Source organism: Pseudomonas sp. PDM01 (genome assembly GCF_014852325.1).
Classification (GTDB): domain Bacteria; phylum Pseudomonadota; class Gammaproteobacteria; order Pseudomonadales; family Pseudomonadaceae; genus Aquipseudomonas; species Aquipseudomonas migulae.
In genome coordinates this window covers 59,417-83,584 of sequence record NZ_JACVBK010000009.1, presented here as the reverse complement: position 1 = coordinate 83,584, position 24,168 = coordinate 59,417, and the positions used below count along the sequence as shown (strand labels likewise).

Below are 24,168 nucleotides of genomic sequence, written 5' to 3'. Positions count from 1 at the left end.
TAACCCGGCATCCATGCCGGGTTGCCCACTACGCAGAACCTGCGCTCGGCCTCTCGAGGGGGCGACCACCGCCACAGCCGCCGAGGCGGCCTGAAAGCCGACCTGGCTCTCTGTTCGAACGCGTTGTTCTTCACTGCTGCGCTCACTCATTCCGAACATGTACACCAATTCCCTGTAGGAGCCGGCTTGCTGGCGATGGCGTCCTTTCAGGCGATAAATGCGCGACTGACCCACCGCTATCGCCAGCAAGCCGGCTCCTACAAGGGATTGGGCTCACACGACTCAAAATTGTAGGAGCCAGCTTGCTGGCGATGGACGCCAACGATAACGCGGGCTGTCTGAATGAACGCGTTGTCCAGACGATTTTCGCCGGCAAGCCGGCTCCTACAGGGATCGGCCTGCGCTTTTGATCTTCACCACTCATCAGGCCGAGCGTTAGCTCGCCTTCCGCTTTTGATCTTGAGGTACACGCCCCCTCGAGAGGCCGAGTGCAGGTTCTGCGCAGTGGGCAACCCGGCATGGATGCCGGGTTAGCCGCCCCCGGCCATGGATGGCCGATGGCGGCGGGCCCACGGAGCAGGACCGGAGCGAGGGTATGCCGAGCCTAGGCGAGGCACCGAACGAACGGGGCAAGAGCGCTTGGTTACTTGGCGCTTCTCCAAGTGACTCGCCGTAAGGGCGAAACCAATAGCCGCCATCACCACAGAAACGGATATGTACTCAATCAACCACCACCAACATCCCCCCCACAACCACCGCCAACACCAACGCCCAACTCACCAACAACCGACGCCACAATCGCGGCGCATGGCGCATTTCCATAAAGCCATCAGTAATCAACCAGGCTTTGACAACCGCCACCAGCAAAATGGCCACGGACAACACCCCTGTCGCACCCGACTGCGCCAGCAACACAGTGCTTACGCTCAGCGTGGCCAGCGCTGCCCAGCAGACAAACAAGAACCTGGAAGCAGACATGAAAACCTCATCAACCCAGCACGTAAACCAGCGGAAACAACACCACCCAGATCAGATCAACCATGTGCCAATACAACACGCCGGATTCAAATCCGCTGCGATTACTGGCGTCGTACAACCCACGACGGCAACGCTCGGCCAGCCATCCGAGGATGAACATGCCAAGCAACACATGAAGAAAATGAAACCCGGTGAGGATCCAGTACAGCGTGAAAAATGTGTTGTGCTCCATCCCCAGCCCCGAGGCCAGCAAGTGTCGGTACTCGGTGACTTTCAACACCACATAGACACTGGCGACGAGCAACGCCGCCAGCAACCAGACAGCGCCGTGGCGAGGCCTTGAGCGCCTGACTTGCGCCTGCGCCAGCGCCGCGAACAGCCCGGCGGTCAGCAGGCTCAGGGTCATTGCCAGACCGGTCGACGTGTTCAGCAACAGACGGCTTTCACTGAACAGCTGCGGCTTGAGTGCCTGGGTCACGGCGAACACCAGAATCAGAATGGCAAACACCGACAGCTCGGCCAGAATGAAAAACCACATTGCCAGATCACCCGGCAAATGCCTGGGCGCGACGCCGCCGGTCTCAACCGAAGTGGACATCAACCACGTCCATCAGCGCCGCAACGGTCAGCGGATCATCGCTCAATGGTTCGGCCAGGCAGGCCATGCACGCCTCACGCGGGCTCATGCCGGCGCGGATCATTCGTGCGGTGAAAATCAGCAACCGCGTCGAAGCGACTTCCTCCAGATCATGCTGATCGAGCCGCCGTAGCGCCTGCCCCAGCCTGACCACTTGCGCCGCCAGCGCGCTGTCCACCTGAGCCTCGCGGGCAACAATGCGCTCCTCATCGGCCACCGGCGGGTAATCGAAACGCATCGCCACGAAGCGTTGTCGGGTACTGGGTTTCATGCCTTTGAGCAGGTTCTGGTAACCGGGGTTATAGGACACCACCAGCATGAAGGACGGCGGCGCCTGCAACACCTCGCCGGTGCGCTCCAGGAACAACTCGCGACGATCGTCGGCCAGCGGATGCAACACCACCACGGTGTCCTGGCGCGCCTCGACCACTTCGTCGAGATAACAGATGCCGCCTTCACGCACAGCGCGGGTCAGCGGTCCGTCCTGCCACCAAGTGCCTTGGGCACCGATCAGATGGCGACCGATCAAGTCAGCCGCGCTCAGGTCGTCGTGGCACGCCACGGTGTACAGCGGCAAGTTCAACCGATGCGCCATGTGCTGGACGAAACGGGTCTTGCCGCAACCGGTCGGCCCCTTGATCAGCACCGGCATGCCGTGTTGCCAGGCCTGCTCGAACAGCGCCTCCTCATTGTTGAGCGGTTGGTAGAAGGGTTCGGCCTTGTGTTCGCCAGACGGGAGATGGTCCATGGGGCACCTGATTCAACAACAGAATTGAGGGACACGCTACGGACCCCTGCGACAACCTGGCAAGTGACATGGCCGACAAACTTGATCGCCGTCAAGCGGGCATTGGCCTGCTCGGGCATAGCCTTGCAGCGCACTAAGAACCTGCGTCCTGCGCTGTCGTTCCAGCGCATCGCAAAGGTCTTGCCTGAGGAGAAATGGAATGCTGATCAGCAATAGAAAAACGTTTGCTCTGACCGTCGCCACCCTGTGTTCGACACTGGCCTTTGCGGTGTCTCACGCAGCCAGAGCCAACGAGCCCGCCGCCTCACCGCCCATGGTCAAAACCGCTGGCGCTCCCGACATGAGCCGGGCCGAGTTCGATTCATCCAAGGAAATCTACTTCCAGCGCTGCGCCGGCTGTCACGGCGTGCTGCGCAAAGGGGCGACCGGCAAGCCGCTGACCCCGGACATCACCCAGTCGCGCGGGCAACCGTTCCTGGAGGCCTTGATTACCTACGGTTCACCGGCAGGCATGCCGAACTGGGGGACGTCCAATGCCCTGACCAAGGAGCAAATCACGGCCATGGCCAAGTTCGTTCAGCACACGCCGCCGACACCACCGGAATGGGGCATGGCCGAGACGCTGAAAACCTGGAAGGTGCTGGTCAAACCCGAGGATCGTCCGAAAAAGCAATTGAGCAAACTCGACCTGCCCAACCTGTTTTCGGTGACATTGCGCGATGACGGCAAGATTGCCCTGATCGACGGCGACAGCAAGAAAATCGTCAAGCTGATCGAGACCGGTTATGCGGTGCACATCTCGCGGATCTCCGCCTCGGGCCGCTACTTGCTGGTGATTGGCCGCGACGCCCGGATCGACATGATCGACCTGTGGCCGGTGGAGCCGACCAAGGTCGCCGAAGTCAAAGTGGGCATCGAAGCGCGCTCGGTCGAGACCTCAAAATTCAAGGGCTACGAAGACAAGTACACCATCGCCGGTTCCTATTGGCCGCCGCAGTTCACCATCATGGACGGCGAAACCCTGGAGCCGAAGCAGATCGTCTCGACACGCGGCATGACCGTCGACAAGCAGGAATATCACCCTGAGCCGCGTGTCGCGGCGATCATCGCGTCCCACGAATGGCCGGAGTTCATCGTCAACGTCAAGGAAACCGGCAAGGTCATGCTGGTCAATTACCAGGACATCAAGAACCTCACCGTCACCTCCATCGACGCCGCGCCGTTCCTGCATGACGGCGGTTGGGACAGTACGCACCGCTACTTCATGACCGCCGCCAACAACTCCAACAAAGTCGCCGTGATCGACTCCAAGGAGCGCAAGTTGACCGCGCTCGTGGACGTCGGCAAAACCCCGCACCCAGGGCGCGGCGCCAACTTCGACCACCCGACCTACGGGCCGGTCTGGGCCACCAGCCACCTGGGCGACGAAGGCATCTCGCTGATCGGCACCGACCCGGTCAAACACGCGCAATACGCCTGGAAACAGGTCGCCTCGATCAAGGGTCAGGGCGGTGGATCGCTGTTCATCAAGACCCACCCCAACTCCCGTCACCTGTACGTCGACACCACCCTCAACCCGGACGCAAAACTCAGTCAGTCGGTGGCGGTGTTCAACATCGACAAGCTCGACGCCGGCTACACCGTGCTGCCCATCGCCGAATACGCGGGCATCAAGCAAGGGGCGATGCGCGTCGTGCAACCGGAATACAACAAGGCCGGCGATGAAGTCTGGTTCTCCGTGTGGAGCGGCCAGGCCGACGAATCGGCGCTGGTGGTGATCGACGACAAAACCCTGAAGCTCAAGTCAGTCATCAAGGACAAACGACTGATCACACCCACCGGAAAGTTCAACGTCTACAACACCCAACACGACATCTATTGAGCTCCATCAATGCAAGGAAACACCATGAAAAATACTCTGCTTTCACTGTTCGCCCTGACCGCTGCGCTGAGCGTGCAACCGGCCATGGCCCAGGACGCGCTGGAGCTGTTCAAGAGCAAACCCTGCGCCGCCTGCCACTCCATCGACACCAAACTGGTCGGCCCGGCACTCAAGGATGTAGCGGCCAAGAATGCGGGCGTAGCCGGGGCCGCGGACACCCTGGCCAGTCATATCAAAAACGGCACACAGGGCAATTGGGGGCCGATGCCGATGCCGGCAAACCCGGTCACGGATGAGGAAGCGAAGATTCTCGCGACCTGGGTCCTGACACTCAAATAACCGCCTGGAGGGCGCCAAGATGATTTTTCGAAAGGCTCCGGTTCTGGCGGCCCTCCTCCTCATTTGCGCAACCACGGTTGCCGCGCCCGACGCCCAGCGTCAGGCGCAACTCGAACACCTGCTGGCCCAGGACTGCGGCGCCTGCCATGGGCTGCACATGACCGGCGGCCTCGGCCCCGAACTGACCCGCACAGCGCTGGCGGGCAAGTCCAGGGACAGCCTGATCGCCACCGTCACCCATGGCCGGCCCGGCACCGCGATGCCCGGTTGGGCCCCGCTGCTCAGCACCGCCGACATCCGTTGGCTGATCGATCTTCTTCTCCAGGGATATCCCGCACCATGATCCGCTCAATCCTGCTGTCAGCGGCGACCGGGCTGTTATTGTCCGCCTGCGCTCAGCCACCCTTGCGTGGCACCGGCGACTTGGGCGTGGTGGTGGAACGCGCCACCGGCAGCCTGCAAATCATCGAAAGCGACAACCGCATTTCGCTGGCCCGGCTCGAAGGATTGGGCGACCTGTCCCACGCCTCCGTGGTGTTCTCCCGCGACCAGCGCTATGCCTATGTGTTCGGCCGCGACGGCGGTCTGAGCAAGATCGACCTGCTGACCCGACGCATCGATCACCGAGTGATCCAGGGCGGCAACAGCATCGGCGGCGCCATCAGTCAGGACGGAAAATTGATCGCCGTGTCCAACTACGTGCCCGGCGGGGTCAAGGTCTTTGATGCGCAGACCTTGCAGCTGGTGGCCGACATTCCCGCTACCCCGCTGGCCGATGGCAGCAAGCGTTCCCGCGTGGTCGGCCTGGTCGACGCGCCTGGCCAGCGTTTTGTGTTCAGCCTGTTCGACACCGGCGAGATCTGGACCCTGGATTTCAGCCAGGGCACCACCCCGCAGATCAGCCGCTTCACCGACATCGGCGAGCAACCCTACGACGCGCTGATCACCCCGGACGGACGCTACTACATGGCCGGCCTGTTCGGCGAAGACGGCATGGCGCAACTCGACCTCTGGCATCCCGAGCGTGGGGTAAAGCGGGTGCTCGGTGATTACGGACGCGGCCAGGCAAAACTGCCGGTCTACAAAATGCCGCACCTTGAGGGCTGGGCCGTCGCCGACCATCAGGCCTTCGTCCCCGCTGTCGGTCGCCATCAAGTGTTGGTGATGGATTCGCGCACCTGGCAGCAGAGCGCCGTGATCCCTGTGGCCGGCCAACCGGTGTTCGTCACCTCGCGACCGGACGGTCGGCAACTGTGGGTCAATTTCGCCTACCCGGACAACGATCGGGTCCAGGTGATCGACACCGAAACCCACGCCGTGGTCGCCGACCTGCGACCGGGCCCGGCGGTGCTGCACATGGAATTCACCGCACGCGGCGATCAGCTGTGGCTGTCGTTACGCGACGGCAATCAGGTTCAGGTCTGGGACCCGTACAGCCTGAAACAGCTGAGCACCCTGCCGGCCACCGCACCGAGCGGCATCTTCTTCAGCAGCCGCGCACAAAAAATGGGCTATTGAAATGGACCTCGACCTGCTTGCCTGCCAACTGATCGATCGCTTCCAGCATGGCATGCCGCTGTGCCCTGAACCTTATCTCGAAATGGCCCAGGTGTTGGGTTGCAGCGAGTCGCAAGTGATCGCCTGCCTGCAACGCCTGGAACTGGCCGGGGCCTTGTCGCGGATCGGCCCGGTGTTCGACCACAGCCGTGCCGGCGCCAGCACCCTCGCCGCCCTCGCCGTGCCCGCCGAACGCCTGCATCAAGTTGCCAAGCGCGTCAGCCAATACCCCGAGGTCAATCACAACTATGCGCGCGAGCATCACTACAACCTGTGGTTTGTGTTGACCGGCCCCGATCGCCAACACATCGAGCGCATTCTCGAAGAACTGGAGTACGACACCGGCCTCACCCCACTGGACCTGCCGATGTTGACCGCTTACCGCATCGACCTCGGCTTTGCCCTGGGAGAAAGCCGATGAAAGCGCCATTGAATCCCAAACAGGCACTGGCCCTGCGTCGGCACCTGGAAGGCGGGTTGCCGCTGGTCTCGCGTCCTTATCAGGCACTCGCCGAACGGATCAACGCCGAGGAAAACCAGGTGCTCGCGCAAATGCACCAGTGGCACGAGCAAGGGTTGTTCCGCCGGGTTGGCCTGGTGCTCAACCATCGCGCGCTGGGCTTTACCGCCAACGCGATGCTGGTGCTGGACATTCCGGACGCGTTGATCGACGAAGTCGGCCAGCGCCTTGGGCGAGCGCCCGGCATCACCCTCTGCTATCAGCGACCGCGACGCCTGCCTGACTGGCGATACAACCTGTTCTGCATGGTTCACGGTCGCCAACGCGATCAAGTCGCGGCGCACATTCAGGCGCTGCTCGAAGAACACCTGCTGAGCGACCTGCCCCACCAACTGCTGTTCAGCACCCACGCCTTCAAACAATGCGGCGGGCGCTTTGCGCCCTCATCAACAGGAGCCTCCGACCGTGGATGACCTCGACCGTCGACTGATCAACCGCTTGCAACTGGGCCTGCCGCTGGTGCGCCATCCCTGGAAAGTACTGGCCGCCGAACTGCAAAGCAGCAGCAGCGAACTGCTCGATCGGCTCCACGCACTGCTGGAAGACGGCGTGCTCACGCGCTTCGGCCCGATGTTCGACATTGAACGGCTGGGCGGTGCCTTCACGCTCGCGGCGCTGGCAGTGCCGGAAGAACGCTTCGAAGACGTCGCCGAGCAACTGCACGCCCTGCCGGAAGTGGCCCACAACTATCGACGCGAACACCCCTGGAACATGTGGTTTGTGCTCGGTTGCCCGACCGAACAAGGCATTGCCGAGACCCTGCAGCGTATTGAATCCCTGACCGGCTTGCCGCTGCTGAATCTGCCCAAAGAGGAGACCTACCATGTCGGTTTGTATTTCCCGGTCTGAAGACACCCTGGCCCATCGCCTGATCGAGCTGACCCAGACCGGCCTGCCCTTACTGGACGACCCTTGGGCCTGGCTCGCCGAGCAGCTGGACTTGAGCATCGAATCCACCCTGGACTTGCTCAAGCGTTTGCAGGCCGAGGGCGCCATCCGGCGCATCGCCGCCGTCCCCAACCACTATCGCCTGGGTTATCGCTACAACGGCATGACGGTCTGGGATGTGCGCGACGCCGACATGCCGCGCCTCGGTGCGCTGATCGGTGCGCAGCCCTTCGTCAGCCATTGCTATCGACGCCCGCGCCGTGAGGACTGGCGCTACAACCTGTTTGCCATGGTGCACGGTCGCAGCAGCGAGGAAATCGACAGCTACCGCGAACACCTGCGCTACTTGCTGGGCGATGCCTGTGCCGCCGACGAGATGCTGGTGAGCAGCCGCATCCTGAAAAAAACCGGATTGCGCCTGCCACCCGCAACGCACTGAAGGCGCGCCGACTCAAGGAGAGTTGCATGTTAAGGATCAGCCAATACCTGCGTGCGCTGGCCGGCCAGGCGCCCGCCCCCAGAACCAGCCCACCGGGCAGCAACCGACCGCCCGTGGTGATCTGGAACCTGCTGCGGCGCTGCAACCTGACCTGCAAACACTGCTACGCAACCTCAGCCGACAGTGTCTTTCGCGATGAACTGGATACGCCCGCCGCACTGAGCGTGATCGATGATCTGCGCGCTGCCGGGGTGAAAGTGCTCATCCTGTCCGGCGGTGAACCGCTGCTGCGCGATGATCTGTTTGTGCTCAGCGCCTATGCCCGCGCCAAGGGTTTCTTTGTTGCCTTGTCCACCAACGGCACGCTGATCGATGAGCACAACATCATGCAGATCCGTGCGGCGAACTTCGACTATGTCGGGATCAGCATCGATGGACTGGAAGCCACCCATGACGCCTTCCGCCAACTCAAGGGCAGTTTTGCCAGTTCCATGCGGGCGATCCGCCTCTGTCGCGAACAAGGTATTCGGGTCGGCCTGCGCACCACCCTGACCCAGGAAAACCATGCGCAACTTCCCCAATTGCTGGCGCTGATGCGCGAGTACGACGTGCAAAAGTTTTACCTGTCGCACCTCAACTACAGCGGTCGCGGCAAACGCAGCCGCCAGCTCGACGCCCGGCAACAGATGAGCCGCGAGGCGATGACGCAGATTTTCGAACGCGCCTGGGAAGACATCGCGCAGGGTCGCGACAGCGATTTCGTCAGCGGCAACAACGATGCCGACGCGGTTCTGTTGCTGCAATGGGTAGGGCTGCATCTGCCCGAACATTACCCGCGCCTGGAACACATGCTGCGCGCCTGGGGCGGCAATGCCTCGGGCAGCGGCATCGCCAACATCGACAACACCGGCGAAGTGCACCCGGACACCTATTGGTGGCAGCACTCGGTGGGCAACGTGCGGCACACGCCGTTTCGCACGCTCTGGCTGGACCGGCCGGACACCTTGTTGCAACAGCTGCGGGCGCATCCGCGCGCCGTCGGTGGCCGCTGTGGCCAATGCCGCTGGCTGGACATCTGCAACGGCAACACCCGAACCCGCGCCTGGGCCGAAGGCGATCTGTGGGGGCAGGACCCCGGTTGCCACCTCAGCGATGAAGAAATCGGTGTGCCGCCCATCACGACAATCCCTTGCGTCATGCACTGAAGCATCCGCCTGGCAAGCCCCGGCCAACCTGATGAAGAACCAAGGACGTCCCATGTACCCATCGATTATTTTACCGGCCGCACTTGCGTCCCTGTTCAGACCGGGCGAAGTCGCCCTGGTCGGCGCGGGTCCCGGCGATCCACGCCTGCTGACCCTGCGCGCCTGGAGCCTGTTGATGCAGGCCGACGCCGTGGTTTACGACCGTCTGATCAGCCCCGACCTGCTGACATTGATCCCCCTCACTTGCGCCCGGCATTACGTCGGCAAGGCCAGCGGCTGCCACAGCCTGCCCCAGGAACAAATCAACGAGCTGCTGGCCGACCTCGCCGAGCAAGGGCAACGCGTGGTCCGGCTCAAGGGTGGCGACCCGTTCATTTTCGGTCGCGGCGCCGAGGAGTTGCAGTATCTGCTGCAGCGCAACATCGACTGCCAGGTGGTGCCGGGCATCACCGCCGCGTCCGGGTGCAGCGCTTACGCCGGCATCCCGCTGACGCACCGGGACCTGGTCAATTCCTGTCGATTCATCACCGGCCACTTGCAACACGACGGCGAGTTGAAACTGCCTTGGCGCGATCTGGCCGACAGCAGCCAGACCCTGGTGTTTTACATGGGCTTATCGAACCTCGGGGTGATCGCCCGGCACCTGATCGAGGCCGGGTTGTCGGCCGACACACCGGCAGCGCTGATCAGCAACGGCACGCGACCCGACCAGCACGTTGCCCGTGGTTTGTTGCACCAACTGCCGACGTTGGCGCTGGAGTGCCCGCCCGGTATTCCGACGCTGACGGTGATTGGCAAGGTGGTCGATCTGTTCGCCGCACAACCGATGGAATACCCGGCGCGCTTTTATCCTGTTCAGGCGTTGCAACGGCACGGCAAGGTGGCGCTATGAAGCGCGGGCTGCTGCTGCCGTTGTTATGGGTCAGTGTCGCCGCTGGCGCCGCTGATCCGGCACTTGAACACGCCGCGAACGACTACCGCCAGCATTGCCAAAGCTGCCATGGCGCCAACCGTTTCGGCGGTACCGGGCCGGCGTTGTTGCCAGAGAGTCTGAGCCGGATCAAACCCGATGAAATCCGCAGCGTGATCCAGAACGGCCGCCCCGCAAGCCAGATGGCCGGGTTTGCCAACGTGTTCAACCCGGCGCAGATCGACGCGCTGGTGAGCTACCTTCAGCAACCGCCCGCCACCGCGCCGACCTGGAACAACGACGAGATTCGCGGCAGTCACTCGATGCTCGCCGACATCAGCAAGCTGCCCACCACGCCCCAGCATGGCGCCGATCCGCTGAACCTGTTCGTGGTGGTGGAAGCTGGCGATCACCACATCAACATCCTCGACGGCGATCGTTTCGAAGTGCTGGCGCGGTTTACCTCGCACTTTGCCGTGCATGGCGGGCCGAAGTTCTCACCCGACGGGCGCTTCGTCTACGTCGCCTCGCGCGATGGCTGGGTCAGCCTGTACGACCTGCACAACCTGAAACTGATCGCCGAGGTCCGCGCCGGGCTCAACACCCGTAACCTGGCGGTGAGCAAGGATGGTCGCTGGGTGTTGGTGGGTAACTATTTGCCGGGCAATCTTGTCGTGCTGGATGCCCGCGATCTGTCGCTGGTCAAAACCATTCCAGCCATCGGCCAGGACGGCACGGCGTCACGGGTCAGCGCGGTCTACACCGCGCCGCCACGGGACAGTTTCATCGTCGCGCTCAAGGACGTGAAGGAAGTCTGGGAACTATCGAGCGCCGGGACTCCGGACTTCGAGCCGCGACGGATCGAGGCTGAGGACATGCTCGACGACTTTTCCTTTTCACCGGACTACAAGCAATTGCTGGCCACGTCGCGCAAGGCCAAGGGTGGTCAGGTGATCGACCTCGACAGTGGCAAGGTGGTCACCGACATTCCGTTGCCGGGCATGCCGCACCTGGGGTCCGGGACCTATTGGAAACGCAACGGTCAGTGGGTGTTTGCCACGCCGAACATCAGCAAGGGGCTGATCTCGGTCATCGATTTCAAGACTTGGAAGCTGATCAAGGAAATCCCGACGCTGGGGCCGGGGTTTTTCATGCGCAGTCACGTCAATTCGCGGTATGCCTGGACGGATGTGTTCTTCGGGCCGGACAACGATGCGATTCATTTGATCGACAAACAGACTCTGGAAATCGCCCGTACCTTGCGTCCGATGCCTGGCAAGACGGCGGCGCACGTCGAGTTCACTCGCGATGGTCGGCACTTGCTGCTGAGTATTTGGGCCACTGATGGGGCGCTGATTGTTTATGACAGTGACACGCTTGAGGAGATCAAGCGTATCCCGATGAACAAGCCGTCGGGCAAGTACAACGTTGGCAACAAGATCGAGTTTGTGGAGGGGACTTCGCATTAGGGGTTGGGTGTATATCCGTTTTTTTGGTGATGGCGGCTATTGGTTCCGCTCTTACAGCGGGTCACTTGGAAGAGCCCCAAGTAACCAAGGGCTCTTGCCCCTTTCGTTCGGTGCCTCGCTAAGGCTCGGCATACCCTCGCTCCGGTCCTGCTCCGTGGGCCCGCCGCCATCGGCCATCCATGGCCGGGGGCGGCTAACCCGGCATCCATGCCGGGTTGCCCACTGCGCAGAACCTGCGCTCGGCCTCTCGAGGGGGCGCTCAGATCAAAAGCTGAAGGCGAGCTAACGCTCGGCCTGATGAGTGGTGAAAAGCGAAAGCAAACGCGATTCCCTGTAGGAGCGAGGCTTGCCCGCGAAAAACGACCGGGCAACGCGTTCATTCAGACAGCCCGCGTTATCGTTGACGTCCATCGCCAGCAAGCTGGCTCCTACAATTTTGAATTGTGTGAACCCAATCCCCGTGTAGGAGCCGGCTTGCTGGCGATAGCGGTGAGTCAGTCAACGTATGTATTGGCTGGACGGACGCCATCGCCAGCAAGCCGGCTCCTACAGGGGAATGCGTACGAACAAAGAGCCAGGTCGGCTGGCAGGCCGCCTCGCTTTGGCTTTTGCTTGGCTTTTGATTTTGATCTGCCCCGTCGGAAGGCCGAGTGGAGGTTCTGCGCAGTGGGCAACCCGGCATGGATGCCGGGTTAGCCGCCCCCGGCCATGGATGGCCGATGGCGGCGGGCCCACGGAGCAGGACCGGAGCGAGGGCATGCCGAGCCTAGGCGAGGCACCGTACGTCAGGGGCAAAGCCTTTTGCTTACTTTTCGGCGTTTGGAAAAGTGAGTCGCTGTAAGAGCGAAACCATAAGCCGCCGTTACCGCAGAAATGGATATGTACCCCGATCCCCCCGTCAGCCCAACGTATAACCGTTATCAACCTTCCAGTCCTGTCCATAAACCCCCCGCGCCCCCTGGGACAGCTGAAAAATAATCACGTTGGCCACCGCAGACGCATCAAGAAAATGCCCCGGCAAAAGACGCTTGCCAAGCGTGTCAGCAACATCGTCAAGCTCACCGTCGCTCAAGCCCAGGTTGTCCCACATCGAGGTCGCGGTCGGCCCCGGCGAAACCAGGTTGATGCGCACATCGTAACGGGCAAACTCCACCGCCAAAGTGCGCGCCTGTGCCGCGAGTGCGGCCTTACTGGCAATGCAAGCCGCCAGGCCGGGAAAACTCGACCCCGTCAGGAAGCTGCCGACAAACACCACCGACGCCGGGTTCGCCAACTCACCGCGCAACGCCGCCAGGGTATTCAACGCACCGGCACCGTTGACCGCCCATTGCCGCTGGAAGGCCGGCATGTCCAGGCTGTCGGCCATTTCGGCAATGCCGGCGTTGGGCACCAGATAATCCACCCGCCCCAACGTCGCCGCCCGCCGGGCCAACCCTTGCAGATCGTCCTCGCAGGTAACGTCCCCGGCACACCATTGCAGCCGTTCACCATAGATCTGCTGCAAGGCCGGCAAATCACCGACGGTGCGCGACATCGCCAACACCCTGACCCCACGCGGCAACAGCGCCGCGCACAAGGCCAGGCCAATCCCGGAACTGGCGCCGGTGATCACGGCCAAACGATCCTGAAACTCGGTTTGCATCATGTTCTCCTGGGCATCATCGATGCCAAGCACTGGGGACCTGGCGGGCCCCTATCTTTGAACAGATGCAAAAATACCGACTTGACGGCGATCAGATTTTCTCAATGGATCGACCGCTCAATGAGTCGAGTGCGACATGGCCGGTTGCTGCAGCACCGACTGATCGATCTCGCTGAACCGCAGCACGCGACCGCCCTGCTCCGTGGCCAGTTTTTCAGCAGCCTGCTGGCTGGAGAACGACGCCAACACCACCCCCATCGCCCCCTTGAGCCGGGTGCCGACCACGTAATATGCATCTTTGGCATCGATCAGTTGGGTGTCATCCGGCGAATTCCAAGGGCTGTGCTCCATGTCGTGGACATACAGCCTGGCATCGCCATGATGGTTTTCCGGTTGCAACCACCAACCGATCATTTCCGCCGTCGAGCAGAATTTCTTGATGCCGCTGTGCTCGACCACTTCACCCTTGGGGCCGGGGAAGCCGTCGATGATCATGCCGCAGACATGGCACTCATCACTGGGATGAAAGGCGCTGGGGGCATCGCTGTAGCTGGCTTGCACGGGTTTGTCACACGCCGTCAGCAGCACACAGACCATCAGGCCCGCCAGGTTGCGCAGCGTCTTCCAATCAAGCGTTCTCATCATCAGGTGCTCCAAAAAACCAAAGTAAGAATTCAAGTCGCCCGTCGACGGAACAGCAGCCAGGCCGTACCCAACGGCGCCGCCACCCACAACAGCAGGCAGAGCCAGAGCATCGAGCCCGGCACAGGCAAATCGCTGCCCAGGGTCAGCACGCCAGCGGTACTGGCGACGGCGTCAAAACCGGAAAGATTGATCAAGCGATAGAGGTCGGCGGGATTGAACAGCAGCAACCAGGGCAGCACTTTGGGGTTGAAGTGCCCTTCGCTGAGCACCAGCAGGGCGAGCAGCGCCAGGTCGAACACCAGCACGAAAAAGAACCACACGCCCAGCGCCAAACCGGCAGCCGTGGATTTCTCGGCTGCCACACTGCTCAGCACATAAGCCAGCCCCAGGAAGCCCCAGCCCAGTAGCGTCGACGACACAATGAATCGTCCGAAGGCCCAGAGCAGCAGGTTCAGTTCGACGTCGTCCACCAGCACGGCGATCGCGAGCATCGCGCAGCCGAAACCGATCAGCGTCGCCAGCGCCAGGATCAACCCGTGGCCAATGAACTTGCCGAGCAGGATGTGCCCGCGCCCCAGCGGATAGGTCAACAACAGCAGCAAGGTGCCGCTTTCGTCCTCGCCGACAATGGCGTCATACGCCAGCATCAAGGCGATCAGCGGCATCAGGAACGTCGCCAGGCTGGCCAGGCTGGCGATGGTCGCGGGCACCGAGGTAAAGCCCAACTGACCGGACGCCGCCGCGCCCAGCCAGGCAATGCCGGTGGCCAGCACCGCGAACAACAGGCTGATCGCCAGCAACCAGCGGTTGCGCAAACCGTCATTGAATTCCTTGCGGGCCATGTTCCAGATCGGGTTCATAGAATCTCTCCACTGTGGGTCGCAGCGGCCCGTCCCATGTAATAGCGGTAGAGGTCTTCCAGGGACGGTGGAGTGATTTCCACGTCCGCCGGCTCATCCTCATTGAGCAACTGGCGCAACAGGCCCAGTTTGCTGCCATTGAGCGCGGCCACTTCGAGGCCCTCCACGCCCCAACGCTGAGTGACATGCCCTGCAATGTTCCACGAGGCCTGCAAGGGGCCGGCATGCTTGAGTCCGTTGGCGCGAATCAGCGTCGGCAACCCGGCTTCCTCGCGCAGGCTGCGCAGACTGCCGAGGGCCAGCAGACGCCCCTGGGTCAGGATCGCCGCACGATTGATATGCGCCTCGACCCCCGGCAAAACGTGGGAACAGAGAATGACGCTGGTGCCCTGGCTGCGTAGACGGTCGAGCAACCGATACAGGTCTTGAGTGGCGATGGGATCGAGGCCGACCGTCGGCTCGTCGAGCAGCAACAGGCGCGGTTCGCCGAGCAAGGCTTGCGCCAGCCCGAGGCGCTGGCGCATGCCTTTGGAGTAGGTCTTGACCCGTCGATGCGCCGCCCCTGCCAGGCCAACCTCCTCCAGCAGCCCGTCCACCTGAGCGAACGCGGCCCCTTTGAGTCGCGCGAAATGACGCAAGGTTTCCAGGCCACTCATTTGCGGATAAAACGTCACGTTCTCCGGCAAATAGCCGAGCAGACGCCGGACATTCGGATCACTGGGCAAGCGGCCAAACACCCTGACCTGCCCTTCGCTGGCCTGCAGCAAACCGAGCACCAGTTTCATGCTGGTGGTCTTGCCGGCGCCGTTGTGCCCGAACAAACCCAGCACTTCGCCTTCGGCCAGACTCAGGCTCAACTGATGCAACACCGTGGTGTGCCCATAACGCTGGCTGACGCCTTCCAGATCGACGACATTCATGTGACGGGCTCCTTGGTCAGGGTGTGCGTGGTGGATTTCATCAACGGATGGCTGTCGAGTACGCCCGGCGATTTCATCACCGGAAACGCCCGTTGCACCCAGCGCAGCAGTTCAATCCCGGGGCTGTTCATCAACAGCCGCACCTGCGGGTACAGCCACAGCAGGCGGTCGACGTTGTCGTTGGGTTCGTAGGCGATATCGCCCAGGCCATCGTTGTTGCGGTCCCAGCCCAGATAGTCGCTCCAGTAATTGCCCCGGCCATCCGCCGACCATTCCTGCAAGCGGGTGGCGACGTATTTGACCTGGCGCTGGTTGCCGACAAACGCGTTGTCGGCGATGCGGTTGTCTTCGGAGCCGGCGGTGAGGTGAATGCCCACGGCGCTGTGCTCGAAGTGGTTGTGTTCGATGCGGTTGAACAGCGAGTTGTAGATGAACAGCGCCTTGCCCTCGGCGCCGCTGATCATGCTGTCGCCGGTCGAGCCGTCGCGCACGTCGGTGACGAAGTTGTCGCGCAAGGTCGAATAGGTGATGTAGTTCATCAGGATGCCGTAGTTCTGATCCTGTTCGGAGCGGTTGCCGATCACCGTGAGTTTGCGGCTTTGCATCAGGGCGTAGCCGGTGCGGGTGCGGCGGGTGGTGTTGCCGATCAGCTGGTTGTCGTTGGCGAACATGTAATGCACGCCGTAACGCAGGTCTTCCAGGGTATTGCCTTGCAGCAGGTTGCCGTTGGAAGTGTCGATGTAAATGCCATCGCGGGTATCACGCACCTGGTTGCCGATGACCCTGGCGCCATGCACGGCATACAGGTGAATGCCGTTACCGCGATCCTGTGAACGCATCGCCGGATCGCCCTGGATGCGGTTGTCGATCAGGCTCGCATCCTGAGTCCCATCGACCCAGATCCCGAATCCCTGACCTTGCAGTCGATTGCCTTTGATCACCGCGCCACGGGCCTTGGGCTGGAGGAACACCGCCGCATTCATGGCCGTTAGGTCGTGCCCCCAGTCCAGAAAAGTGCAGCCCTCGATCCCGACATCCGGTGCGCTGACAATCACCCCGTTGCCCTGCCCTTGCGCCTGAAACACCGCGCCGGGCTCGCACACAATCTGCATCGGTTGATCGACGCTGAACGAGCCACGGTATTCGCCCGCCGGCACGTGCCAGCGTTGCTCGGCGTCAAGGCGCAACGGCAGCGTGGTAATGGGTTGCACCGCCAGCACGCTGCCGGGCATCAGCAGGAGCGCAAGCGCGATCACCTTGATCGGGTTTCCCTTGATGTCGGTCATCGGTCCGCTCCTGTCGATGCTCAACCGTCAGGCCCGCTCGACCTTCATGCGGCCGACCATTTCCATGTGCAGCGCATGGCAGAACCAGCTGCAGTAATACCAATGCAGGCCGGCCTTGTCGGCGGTGAAGGTGATGGACGAGGTTTGCTGCGGGCTGATCTCCATGCTCGCGCCGTGGTTGGTCATGACGAAACCGTGGGACACGTCCTCGATCTGGTCGATGTTGGTGATGGTCACGGTCACTTCGTTGCCCTGCTTGACGGTGAACTCGGTCAGGCCATACGCCGGTGCCATGGAGGTCATGTAGACCCGCACATGATTGCCGTCGCGGATCACCTTGTTGTCGGTCTCCAAGTTGATGCCATCCTTCTTGGCCAACTCCACGGTGGCGGCGAAGAACGGGTCGTTACGGTTCCAGATTTTTTGCGTCTTGATCTGATCCCGCCGCGCGAGGATGCAATCGTGCGGTTCGGCAAACGCCGGGCCGTCGTGCACCAGCTTCATTTCTTCGCCGGAAATATCGATCAACTGGTCGTTTTCCGGGTGCAGCGGCCCGGTTGGCAGGAAGCGGTCCTTGGAGAACTTGCACAACACCACCAGCCACTTGCCGTCCGCCTCACTGGTTTCGGTCAGCGACGCGTGGTTGTGGCCGGGCTGGTAATGCACGTCGAGTTTTTGCTTGATGTAATTGACCTTCTCGCCCTTGTAGGCACGCACCGCGTCCGCCATGTTCCACTTCACCACCTGGCTGTCGATGAACAGCGTGGTGTAGGCGTTGCCGCGACCGTCGAAGGTGGTGTGCAACGGGCCCAGGCCCAGTTCCGGCTCGGCGGCGATGACTTCGCGCGGGTCCTTGAATTTATCGGCGAACAGGTCATCCAGACGGTCGATGGCGATCATCGATACGGTTGGCGACAGCTTGCCGTTGGCGATGAAATACTTGCCATCGGATGAGGTGTTGAGGCCGTGGGGGTTCTTCGGCACCGGGATGTAACGGGTGAATTCGGAGTCCTTGCCATCGGTTTTACGACCGTCGACCACCGGCACTTTCGAGTTTTCCAGGGTGATGAACTTGCCGGCCTTGATCGCGGCTTCGATGCGCGGAATGTTGAACACCACGACCCAGTCGCGCTCGTTGCGCATCATGCCGCCGAGGTCGTAGGCCTTCTCCGAGTTGTAGCAGGTGGACGCGGCGTACTTGCCGGTGTAGTCCATGTCGGCGTTGTCCAGATTGCCGTCGACGATCACCTGAAACGCCATTTCCATTTTTTCGGCATCGACGGCGTTGAACATGGTGAAGCTGTTCTTGTCTTGCAGGTCGAAGGTGTGGCCGTCATTGGGGTGCGGAATGACAAACTCGGCGTTGGCGAACACGTACTTGGTGTACGGCACTTTTTGCAGGCGCAGGCCGTGAATGGCTTGCACGTTCGGCACCGTGAGCATCTTGTCGCACTTCATGATGTCCAGGCGGATGCGCGCAATACGGGAGTTGGCCTTGTCGTTGATGAACAGGTACTTACCGTCGTACTTGCCGTCCGTCATGGAGATGTGCGGGTGATGGCAATCGCCGTTCTGGAACTTCGCGCTGTCGCCCATGATGCGCTTGCTTTCGTTGGTCAGGCCCCAACCGGTGGCCGAGTCGACGTTGAACACCGGAATACGCATCAACTCGCGCATCGACGGCACGCCCAGCACCCGCACTTCGCCCTGATGTCCACCGCTCCAGAAGCCGTAGTATTCGTCCAGCTCGCCGGGGCCGACATGGGTTTTCGCCTGCGCATCCTTGACCGCAGCCGCCCATGACTCGCGGCTGAACACCGCCCCGCCCAATGTCGTGGCCCCTGCCAGCACCGCCCCGGTGACGGCGCTGCTACCGAGAAAACCGCGACGGCTGAGTCCGGTGTGCTCTTCTTCCTGCACCGGTTTTGTGGATTCTGTGTCAGTCATGCTGCGTACTCCTTGAAGGGATAAAACGGTGTGCGGCTAGAACTCGGTCAACGGTAGGAGCGAGCCTGCTCGCGATGGACTCAAGAGCGCCGCGTTGAGCCAGTCATTACGCGTCAACGTTAGCGACCATCGCGAGCACGCTCGCTCCTACAAGGGGCGCGTCATTCAGGGGCGGTCACTTCCACGACAGGTATCAGTTGCGCCGCCACAGGTGCCGGTTTGCCGCGCTTCTTGCGCTTGTTGATCAGCGGCGGGCATTTGTGTTCGTTGTGGTAAGTCATCTGGCAATCGAGGCAGTAGTGGCACTCGTTGGCATTGATCCGGCCATCCGGGTGAATCGCCTGGATCTCGCATTCTTTGGCGCACAACTGGCAGGGGTTGCCGCATTCCTTGCGGCGCTTGAGCCAGTCGAACAGGCGCAGCTTGGTCGGGATCGCCAACGCGGCACCCAACGGGCAGATGTAGCGGCAATAGACTTTGCGCGTGAAGATGTTGATGACCAGCAGCGCCACCGCGTAGAGGACAAACCACCATTGGCGGTCGAACCTGAGGGTGATGGCGGTCTTGAACGGTTCCACTTCGGCGAACAGTTCGGCGGTGGACATGGATTCCAGGGAGATACCGAACAGCAGCAGCAAAATGATGTACTTGATCGCCCACAACCGCTCATGCACCGCGAAGGGCAATTCGTACTGGGGAATTTTCAGCTTGCGCGCGGCTTCGTTGATCAGTTCTTGCAAGGCACCGAACGGGCACAACCAGCCGCAGAACACCCCACGCCCCCACAACAGAATGCTCGCGGCGGTGAACACCCACAGCATGAAAATCAGCGGATCGGTGAGAAACAGCTCCCAGCGAAAGTGCTCGAACAACGCATGGACAAAGGTCAGGACATTGACCACCGAGAGCTGCCCCAGCGCATACCAGCCGAGGAACACCACGGTGAAGATCAGGTAACCGCGACGCAGCCAGTGCAGGAAATGCGGGCGGCGGGTGAACTTGTCCTGCAGGAACAGGATCGCGGTCAGCAGCAACAATGCGGTGGCGAGTACACCGACCTGGAAGTATTTCTGATACCAGATCGTCAACCACATCGGCCGGTTGGCTTCCTCGATGGCGACCAGTTCTTCGGCAGTCGGTGCGGGGCGCTCAAGGTATTGCTCGGGCAATTGATAAGACAGTTCGAAGCTGCTGAACATGCCGCTGACCGGACCGGTCTGACGCCGTACCAGCAACTCCAGGGACCAGGGCGATCCCGGATCGAAACCCGCCTGCTTGCGCACAATGAACACCGACATCTCATTGAACTCGGGCATGCCCTTGGCGAACACGTCAGAGAGGCGCTGATGGTCCATGTCGCGAAAGCTGATGACATTGCCGAACTGGCGCAATTGCACCCGGTCGAAAATCCCGCCGCGCACGTAACCCGAGCCTTTATACGAATACAAGCCGCGTCCCAATACAGCAATGGCTTGCTCGCCGGGCTTGAGCTCTTGCATGAGGACAAGGTATTGAATGTCACCCAGCAGCGCGCGGCCGATGGTCGGCGGGTTCAGGTCGGCGGTGTACAGCTCGATAAAGGTGTCATCGACCTGGTCAGGCGCGGCCGTGTCGACGCCTTCGGCCTCGGTGCCTTTGAAGGCGGCATCGACCTGTCCACGGGTCAGGTTCAAGCGACGGATGGCGCCGTTTCCGCTCAGTTGCTCCCAGGTGGCAGGCTCGAAAAAGTCCTGGCGCACAGTGGCGGGCTTGCTCGCCACTGCCCCCTTGTCTTCGATCAGCTTGAGCGATACGGCCACTTCATGGGCGGCCCGCATGATGACTTCATTGACCACCATGGCGGTGACGGTTGCGCCGGCAATGGCATCCACGGTGACCGCACTCGGGTCACTGGAGTGGCCGACAACCACTCGCTGGCTGACCTTGATCCCTGTGTAGCGGGCGCTGAAACCGTGGAGTTTTTCTTCGGGGATGCCGATCAGCAGAATCGGCTCATGGTGTTCCAGGACGTAGGCATCCTGAATCACACCGGCGGTGTCGAGGATCACCTGGGTATTGATTGGCTTGCCCGAGTAGGCCGGAATGTCCACCACGTCCAGGCTCTGGAAGACATAACCGATGACCTTGCCGGCCGCTGATATCGTCCGCACCTTGAACGGGCCTTCCGCTGCGGAAACCGAATCGGTTTGCGGGAAGACCTTCTCGATACGCTGCTGCTCGATGTCGCCGTATGACTTGGCCTCAACCACCGCGAACATCGCGAGTATCAGCAAGACCGTCACCACCAGACCAACGCTCCAGATGCGCAGGTTGCCAGGTATCGAAGGCGAAGAGATTGTCATGAGCAGGCTGATTTCAAAGGGTCTGCGGTCATGTTAGGGAGCATTGCGCCCCCGTCCCTTGATTGAAATCAACTTGCCGACAATCCCCGTTCCAGAGCGCCCGAATGTCTCAAACAGTGCGCGAAAACTGGCCTTTTTGCTGATCGCCCAAGTAGGCATCAAACGCCATCGCGGCGCTGCGCATCATCAAATGCCCTTGCGGCAACAGCACCAGCTCGTCACGGTGAATCTGCAAGAGCCCGTCGCGAACGTGCTCGCCGAGTTGGGCCAATGACTCGGCAAAATACTCGGTGAAGCAGATCGCGTGACGTGCTTCGAACTTGGCGAAATCGATCCGGCCATGACACATCAGGTCGCTGATCACTTCGCGGCGCAACAGGTCGTCAGCGCTCAGGCGATAACCCCGATGCACCGGCAGCAGACCTTGATTGATGCGCGCGTAGTACTGCGAAAGCTCCTTGACGCTCTGGCTGTAGCTGTCGCCGACCTTGCCGATCGAAGACACCCCGAGGCCGATCAAGTCGCAGTCGGCATGGGTCGAGTACCCCTGGAAATTGCGTTGCAGCGTGCCATGGGCGCGGGCCAGCGCCAGCTCGTCATCCGGCAAGGCGAAATGGTCCATGCCGATGTAGACATAACCGGCCTCGGTCAAACGGCGAATGGTCAGTTCGAGCAACTCCAGCTTGCGCTCCGGCGGTGGCATGTCCTCCGGGCGAATCAGCCGTTGCGCGCGCACCAGCTCCGGCAGATGCGCATAACTGTAGGCAGCAATCCGGTCCGGGCGCAGGGCAATGATCTTGGCGAGGGTGACGTCAAAACTCTGCACCGTTTGCAGGGGCAGGCCGTAAATCAGATCGACGCTGATCGACTTGAATTGCGCCTCGCGCGCCGCCGCGACCAGCGCATAAATCTGCGCTTCACTTTGTTGGCGATTGACCGCCGCCTGGACGTCGGGATCGAAGTCCTGCACACCAAAGCTCAGGCGATTGAAGCCCAATTGGCGCAGCGAGTGGATCTGTTCGCTGCTGATGGTGCGCGGGTCGACCTCGATGGAAAACTCATGGTCATCGCTGTCGTCCATGTCGAATGCCTGGTGCAGGCAGTCCATCAGGTCGGCCAGTTGTTCTTGGGTCAAATACGTCGGTGTGCCCCCGCCCAAATGCAGTTGCGTAAGCTTGCGCGTGCTGTCGAACAGCGCGGCCTGCATGGCGATTTCACGCTTGAGGTACGTCAGGTATTCGACGGCACGATGGGTCTTTTGGGTAATGATTTTGTTGCAGGCGCAGTAGTAACAAAGGCTTTTGCAGAACGGAATGTGGATGTACACCGACAACGGTTTCGGCACAGCGGCCTGGTTGCTGTCGTGGGCGGCACGCTGATAGTCGTCAACGGCAAACGCCTGATGAAACTGCGGTGCCGTCGGGTAAGAGGTGTAGCGCGGCCCGGGCCGGTCATATTTTTCGACCAGGGCACGATTGAAATCGAATGAAGGCTTCATGATCAATCAACTCGCAGGTGGGTTAATGTTTTGCACTGTCCACCTCCTTTTCAAACAGGCTGCAGATAGCATCCACCTCCTGCCGGCCGGCGGGAAGGATGCTGATGAAACGCTCTGACAATTCAATCAAACCGTCACGACTCAATTGCTCCAGCAACGGCCAGACGGATGAGAAATACATGGGGAACACCAGCCCATAGCGCCGCTCGATGGCACGGATATCCAGCTCCTGATCACACGCCAGTCGCTCCATGACCATTTGCCTGATCTGCTCCCCCGCCTCGAAACGCCAGCCACGTGCTGTCGGCAGCTGGTCGTTGTCCAGCTGACGCTGATAGCGCTCAATGGCGTCGGTATTTTGCGTGTACAAATCGTCGATCCGGCTGATGGCGCCCACACCGAACCCGATGTGGTCGCAATAGCCGTGACGGGTGAAACCGTCGCAGGTGCGGCTCAAGCGGCCCCGCTCCTGAGCGATCGCCAGGTCATCATCGGGCCGGACAAACTGCCCCATGCCGATGTAGTGATACCCCGCTGCCAGCAATTGCTCGAAGCAGATCTGACGCATCGCGCCTTTGTCGTCCTGGCTGCACAACGCCCTGGCCTTGTCACCGAGCACAGGCCGATAGCGGCGTGGCGGCCGTGCGTAGTCGAACACCATCAGGCGGTCGGGCTCCAGCTCGATAATCGTCGTCAGCTTCAGCGCAAAACTGTCCGGCGTTTGCCAGGCATGGCCAAATCCCAGATCGACATTGATGGAGCGATAACCAAACGTGCGCGCGGCATCGATGAGCGAATGGATCGGCGCCGGATTCTGGTAGCAAGCCACGGACATCTCGCACTCGGTGTCGATGTCCGGAACGCCAATGCTGACGTGATTGAATCCCTGGTCACGCAGCACGCCCATGGTCGACCAATCGGTGTGATGCAAATCCACTTCAACGCTGTAGTCACCAGACTCATGCGCCAGAAAGTTGAACCGGCGACGCAAATGCCCCATCAGTCGCTGAATATGGGCGATGGTGGGCGTTCCACCGCCCAGGTGAAATTGCTCGACCCGTTGCTCTGGATGGGTGTGGCAACCGACCAGGTCGATCTCGTGCTCCAGACGCCGCAGGTACTGCTCGATGGCGCCCTGCTCGCCGCAGGCATCAGCAAGGGTGCAAAAGGACGGCTTGAGGCTGGAAGGCAGGCGCAAGTTCAGGGAGAGCGGCCGGCGTTTCTGGCGGCTGACGCGCAAGGCACGAAGCAAATCCAGAGAGCCGATGCCGTTGTGAAACTTTTGCGTATCGGCATGGCAGTTGGGGTCGAGCACACCCTGATCGCACCGAGCGACAAGCTCGCCAGGGTTGTGAAAGAAATCGAGCATGACGGGTCTCCCAGACTGGCTGCAGATCTTCAGTGTCCGGGATCGGCAATCATCGCTCCTTGATTTGTATCAAGCCGCCAGCCAAGT

23 protein-coding genes are annotated in these 24,168 nt (G+C 61.3%); 11 read left to right on the top strand and 12 right to left on the bottom strand.

All coding sequences use genetic code 11. The features are described from left to right. Positions 1-720: 720 nt before the first annotated feature. Genes IB246_RS22125 through IB246_RS22115 form a run of 3 tightly spaced genes read right to left on the bottom strand, consistent with a single transcriptional unit; the run spans position 721 to position 2,363 of the window. Complete coding sequence (locus tag IB246_RS22125) at positions 721-978, bottom strand: cytochrome C oxidase subunit IV family protein (protein ID WP_008043677.1); 258 nt, start codon at positions 976-978, stop codon at positions 721-723. Between the two features lie 10 nt (positions 979-988). Continuing rightward, positions 989-1,576 carry a cytochrome c oxidase subunit 3 family protein gene (locus IB246_RS22120; protein WP_008043676.1) on the bottom strand — a complete coding sequence of 196 codons (588 nt, stop codon included), beginning with the start codon at positions 1,574-1,576 and terminating at the stop codon, positions 989-991. Further along, entirely contained in the window at positions 1,560-2,363 is an 804-nt protein-coding gene (locus IB246_RS22115; RefSeq protein ID WP_008043675.1) for a CbbQ/NirQ/NorQ/GpvN family protein, read from the bottom strand. Before IB246_RS22115 ends, IB246_RS22120 begins: the two co-directional genes overlap by 17 nt. Before the next feature lie 313 nt (positions 2,364-2,676). Between IB246_RS22115 and nirS the strand changes: the two genes are divergently transcribed. From nirS to IB246_RS22060, 11 genes are read left to right on the top strand one after another with little or no spacing between them, the layout of a single operon-like run. Continuing rightward, entirely contained in the window at positions 2,677-4,245 is a 1,569-nt protein-coding gene (gene nirS, locus IB246_RS22110; RefSeq protein ID WP_223413864.1) for a nitrite reductase, read from the top strand. 24 nt (positions 4,246-4,269) lie between these two features. Then, positions 4,270-4,584: a c-type cytochrome gene (locus IB246_RS22105; protein ID WP_008043673.1), complete on the top strand. Its 315-nt coding sequence runs from the start codon at positions 4,270-4,272 to the stop codon at positions 4,582-4,584. A 19-nt stretch (positions 4,585-4,603) separates the two neighbouring features. Next, the gene (locus IB246_RS22100) at positions 4,604-4,927 is read left to right on the top strand and encodes a c-type cytochrome (RefSeq protein ID WP_008043672.1); all 324 of its coding nucleotides are present in this window, start codon (positions 4,604-4,606) and stop codon (positions 4,925-4,927) included. Beyond that, on the top strand, positions 4,924-6,102 hold the full coding sequence (locus IB246_RS22095; protein ID WP_008043671.1) for a cytochrome D1 domain-containing protein: 1,179 nt from the start codon (positions 4,924-4,926) through the stop codon (positions 6,100-6,102). Before IB246_RS22100 ends, IB246_RS22095 begins: the two co-directional genes overlap by 4 nt. Before the next feature lies 1 nt (position 6,103). Beyond that, positions 6,104-6,562, top strand: a complete 459-nt coding sequence (locus tag IB246_RS22090) for an Lrp/AsnC family transcriptional regulator (RefSeq protein WP_008043670.1) — start codon at positions 6,104-6,106, stop codon at positions 6,560-6,562. Continuing rightward, on the top strand, positions 6,559-7,074 hold the full coding sequence (locus IB246_RS22085; RefSeq protein ID WP_008034419.1) for an Lrp/AsnC family transcriptional regulator: 516 nt from the start codon (positions 6,559-6,561) through the stop codon (positions 7,072-7,074). The genes IB246_RS22090 and IB246_RS22085 overlap by 4 nt, the downstream gene beginning before the upstream one ends. Further along, a complete protein-coding gene (locus IB246_RS22080; protein ID WP_008034421.1) occupies positions 7,067-7,510 on the top strand; it encodes an Lrp/AsnC family transcriptional regulator in 444 nt (147 codons plus the stop codon). The genes IB246_RS22085 and IB246_RS22080 overlap by 8 nt, the downstream gene beginning before the upstream one ends. Further along, positions 7,485-7,988: an Lrp/AsnC family transcriptional regulator gene (locus tag IB246_RS22075; protein ID WP_008043669.1), complete on the top strand. Its 504-nt coding sequence runs from the start codon at positions 7,485-7,487 to the stop codon at positions 7,986-7,988. The genes IB246_RS22080 and IB246_RS22075 overlap by 26 nt, the downstream gene beginning before the upstream one ends. A gap of 26 nt (positions 7,989-8,014) precedes the next feature. Then, positions 8,015-9,193: a heme d1 biosynthesis radical SAM protein NirJ gene (gene nirJ / locus IB246_RS22070; RefSeq protein WP_008043668.1), complete on the top strand. Its 1,179-nt coding sequence runs from the start codon at positions 8,015-8,017 to the stop codon at positions 9,191-9,193. Positions 9,194-9,245: 52 nt separating this feature from the next. After that, positions 9,246-10,085: a uroporphyrinogen-III C-methyltransferase gene (gene cobA / locus IB246_RS22065; protein WP_008043667.1), complete on the top strand. Its 840-nt coding sequence runs from the start codon at positions 9,246-9,248 to the stop codon at positions 10,083-10,085. Further along, positions 10,082-11,572: a nitrite reductase gene (locus tag IB246_RS22060; RefSeq protein WP_008043666.1), complete on the top strand. Its 1,491-nt coding sequence runs from the start codon at positions 10,082-10,084 to the stop codon at positions 11,570-11,572. Before cobA ends, IB246_RS22060 begins: the two co-directional genes overlap by 4 nt. Positions 11,573-12,470: 898 nt before the next feature. Here IB246_RS22060 and IB246_RS22055 read toward each other — a convergent pair. The 9 genes from IB246_RS22055 to IB246_RS22015 all read right to left on the bottom strand — a co-directional run bounded on the left by IB246_RS22055 (position 12,471) and on the right by IB246_RS22015 (position 24,081). Beyond that, on the bottom strand, positions 12,471-13,214 hold the full coding sequence (locus IB246_RS22055) for an SDR family NAD(P)-dependent oxidoreductase (RefSeq protein WP_008032084.1): 744 nt from the start codon (positions 13,212-13,214) through the stop codon (positions 12,471-12,473). 117 nt (positions 13,215-13,331) lie between these two features. Next, a complete protein-coding gene (locus IB246_RS22050) occupies positions 13,332-13,856 on the bottom strand; it encodes a nitrous oxide reductase accessory protein NosL (RefSeq protein ID WP_008037451.1) in 525 nt (174 codons plus the stop codon). A gap of 32 nt (positions 13,857-13,888) precedes the next feature. Continuing rightward, entirely contained in the window at positions 13,889-14,719 is an 831-nt protein-coding gene (locus IB246_RS22045; RefSeq protein WP_008037452.1) for an ABC transporter permease, read from the bottom strand. Beyond that, complete coding sequence (locus IB246_RS22040) at positions 14,716-15,639, bottom strand: ABC transporter ATP-binding protein (protein WP_008037453.1); 924 nt, start codon at positions 15,637-15,639, stop codon at positions 14,716-14,718. Before IB246_RS22040 ends, IB246_RS22045 begins: the two co-directional genes overlap by 4 nt. After that, complete coding sequence (locus IB246_RS22035; protein ID WP_008032076.1) at positions 15,636-16,925, bottom strand: nitrous oxide reductase family maturation protein NosD; 1,290 nt, start codon at positions 16,923-16,925, stop codon at positions 15,636-15,638. Before IB246_RS22035 ends, IB246_RS22040 begins: the two co-directional genes overlap by 4 nt. 27 nt (positions 16,926-16,952) lie before the next feature. Then, positions 16,953-18,872, bottom strand: coding sequence for a TAT-dependent nitrous-oxide reductase (gene nosZ / locus IB246_RS22030; RefSeq protein WP_008037454.1), 1,920 nt, complete (start codon positions 18,870-18,872; stop codon positions 16,953-16,955). A 161-nt stretch (positions 18,873-19,033) separates the two neighbouring features. After that, positions 19,034-21,214, bottom strand: a complete 2,181-nt coding sequence (gene nosR, locus IB246_RS22025) for a transcriptional regulator NosR (protein WP_032832363.1) — start codon at positions 21,212-21,214, stop codon at positions 19,034-19,036. A 109-nt stretch (positions 21,215-21,323) separates the two neighbouring features. Continuing rightward, entirely contained in the window at positions 21,324-22,712 is a 1,389-nt protein-coding gene (gene hemN, locus IB246_RS22020; RefSeq protein ID WP_008037456.1) for an oxygen-independent coproporphyrinogen III oxidase, read from the bottom strand. A gap of 22 nt (positions 22,713-22,734) precedes the next feature. After that, complete coding sequence (locus IB246_RS22015; RefSeq protein ID WP_008037459.1) at positions 22,735-24,081, bottom strand: coproporphyrinogen III oxidase; 1,347 nt, start codon at positions 24,079-24,081, stop codon at positions 22,735-22,737. Positions 24,082-24,168: the final 87 nt, after the last annotated feature.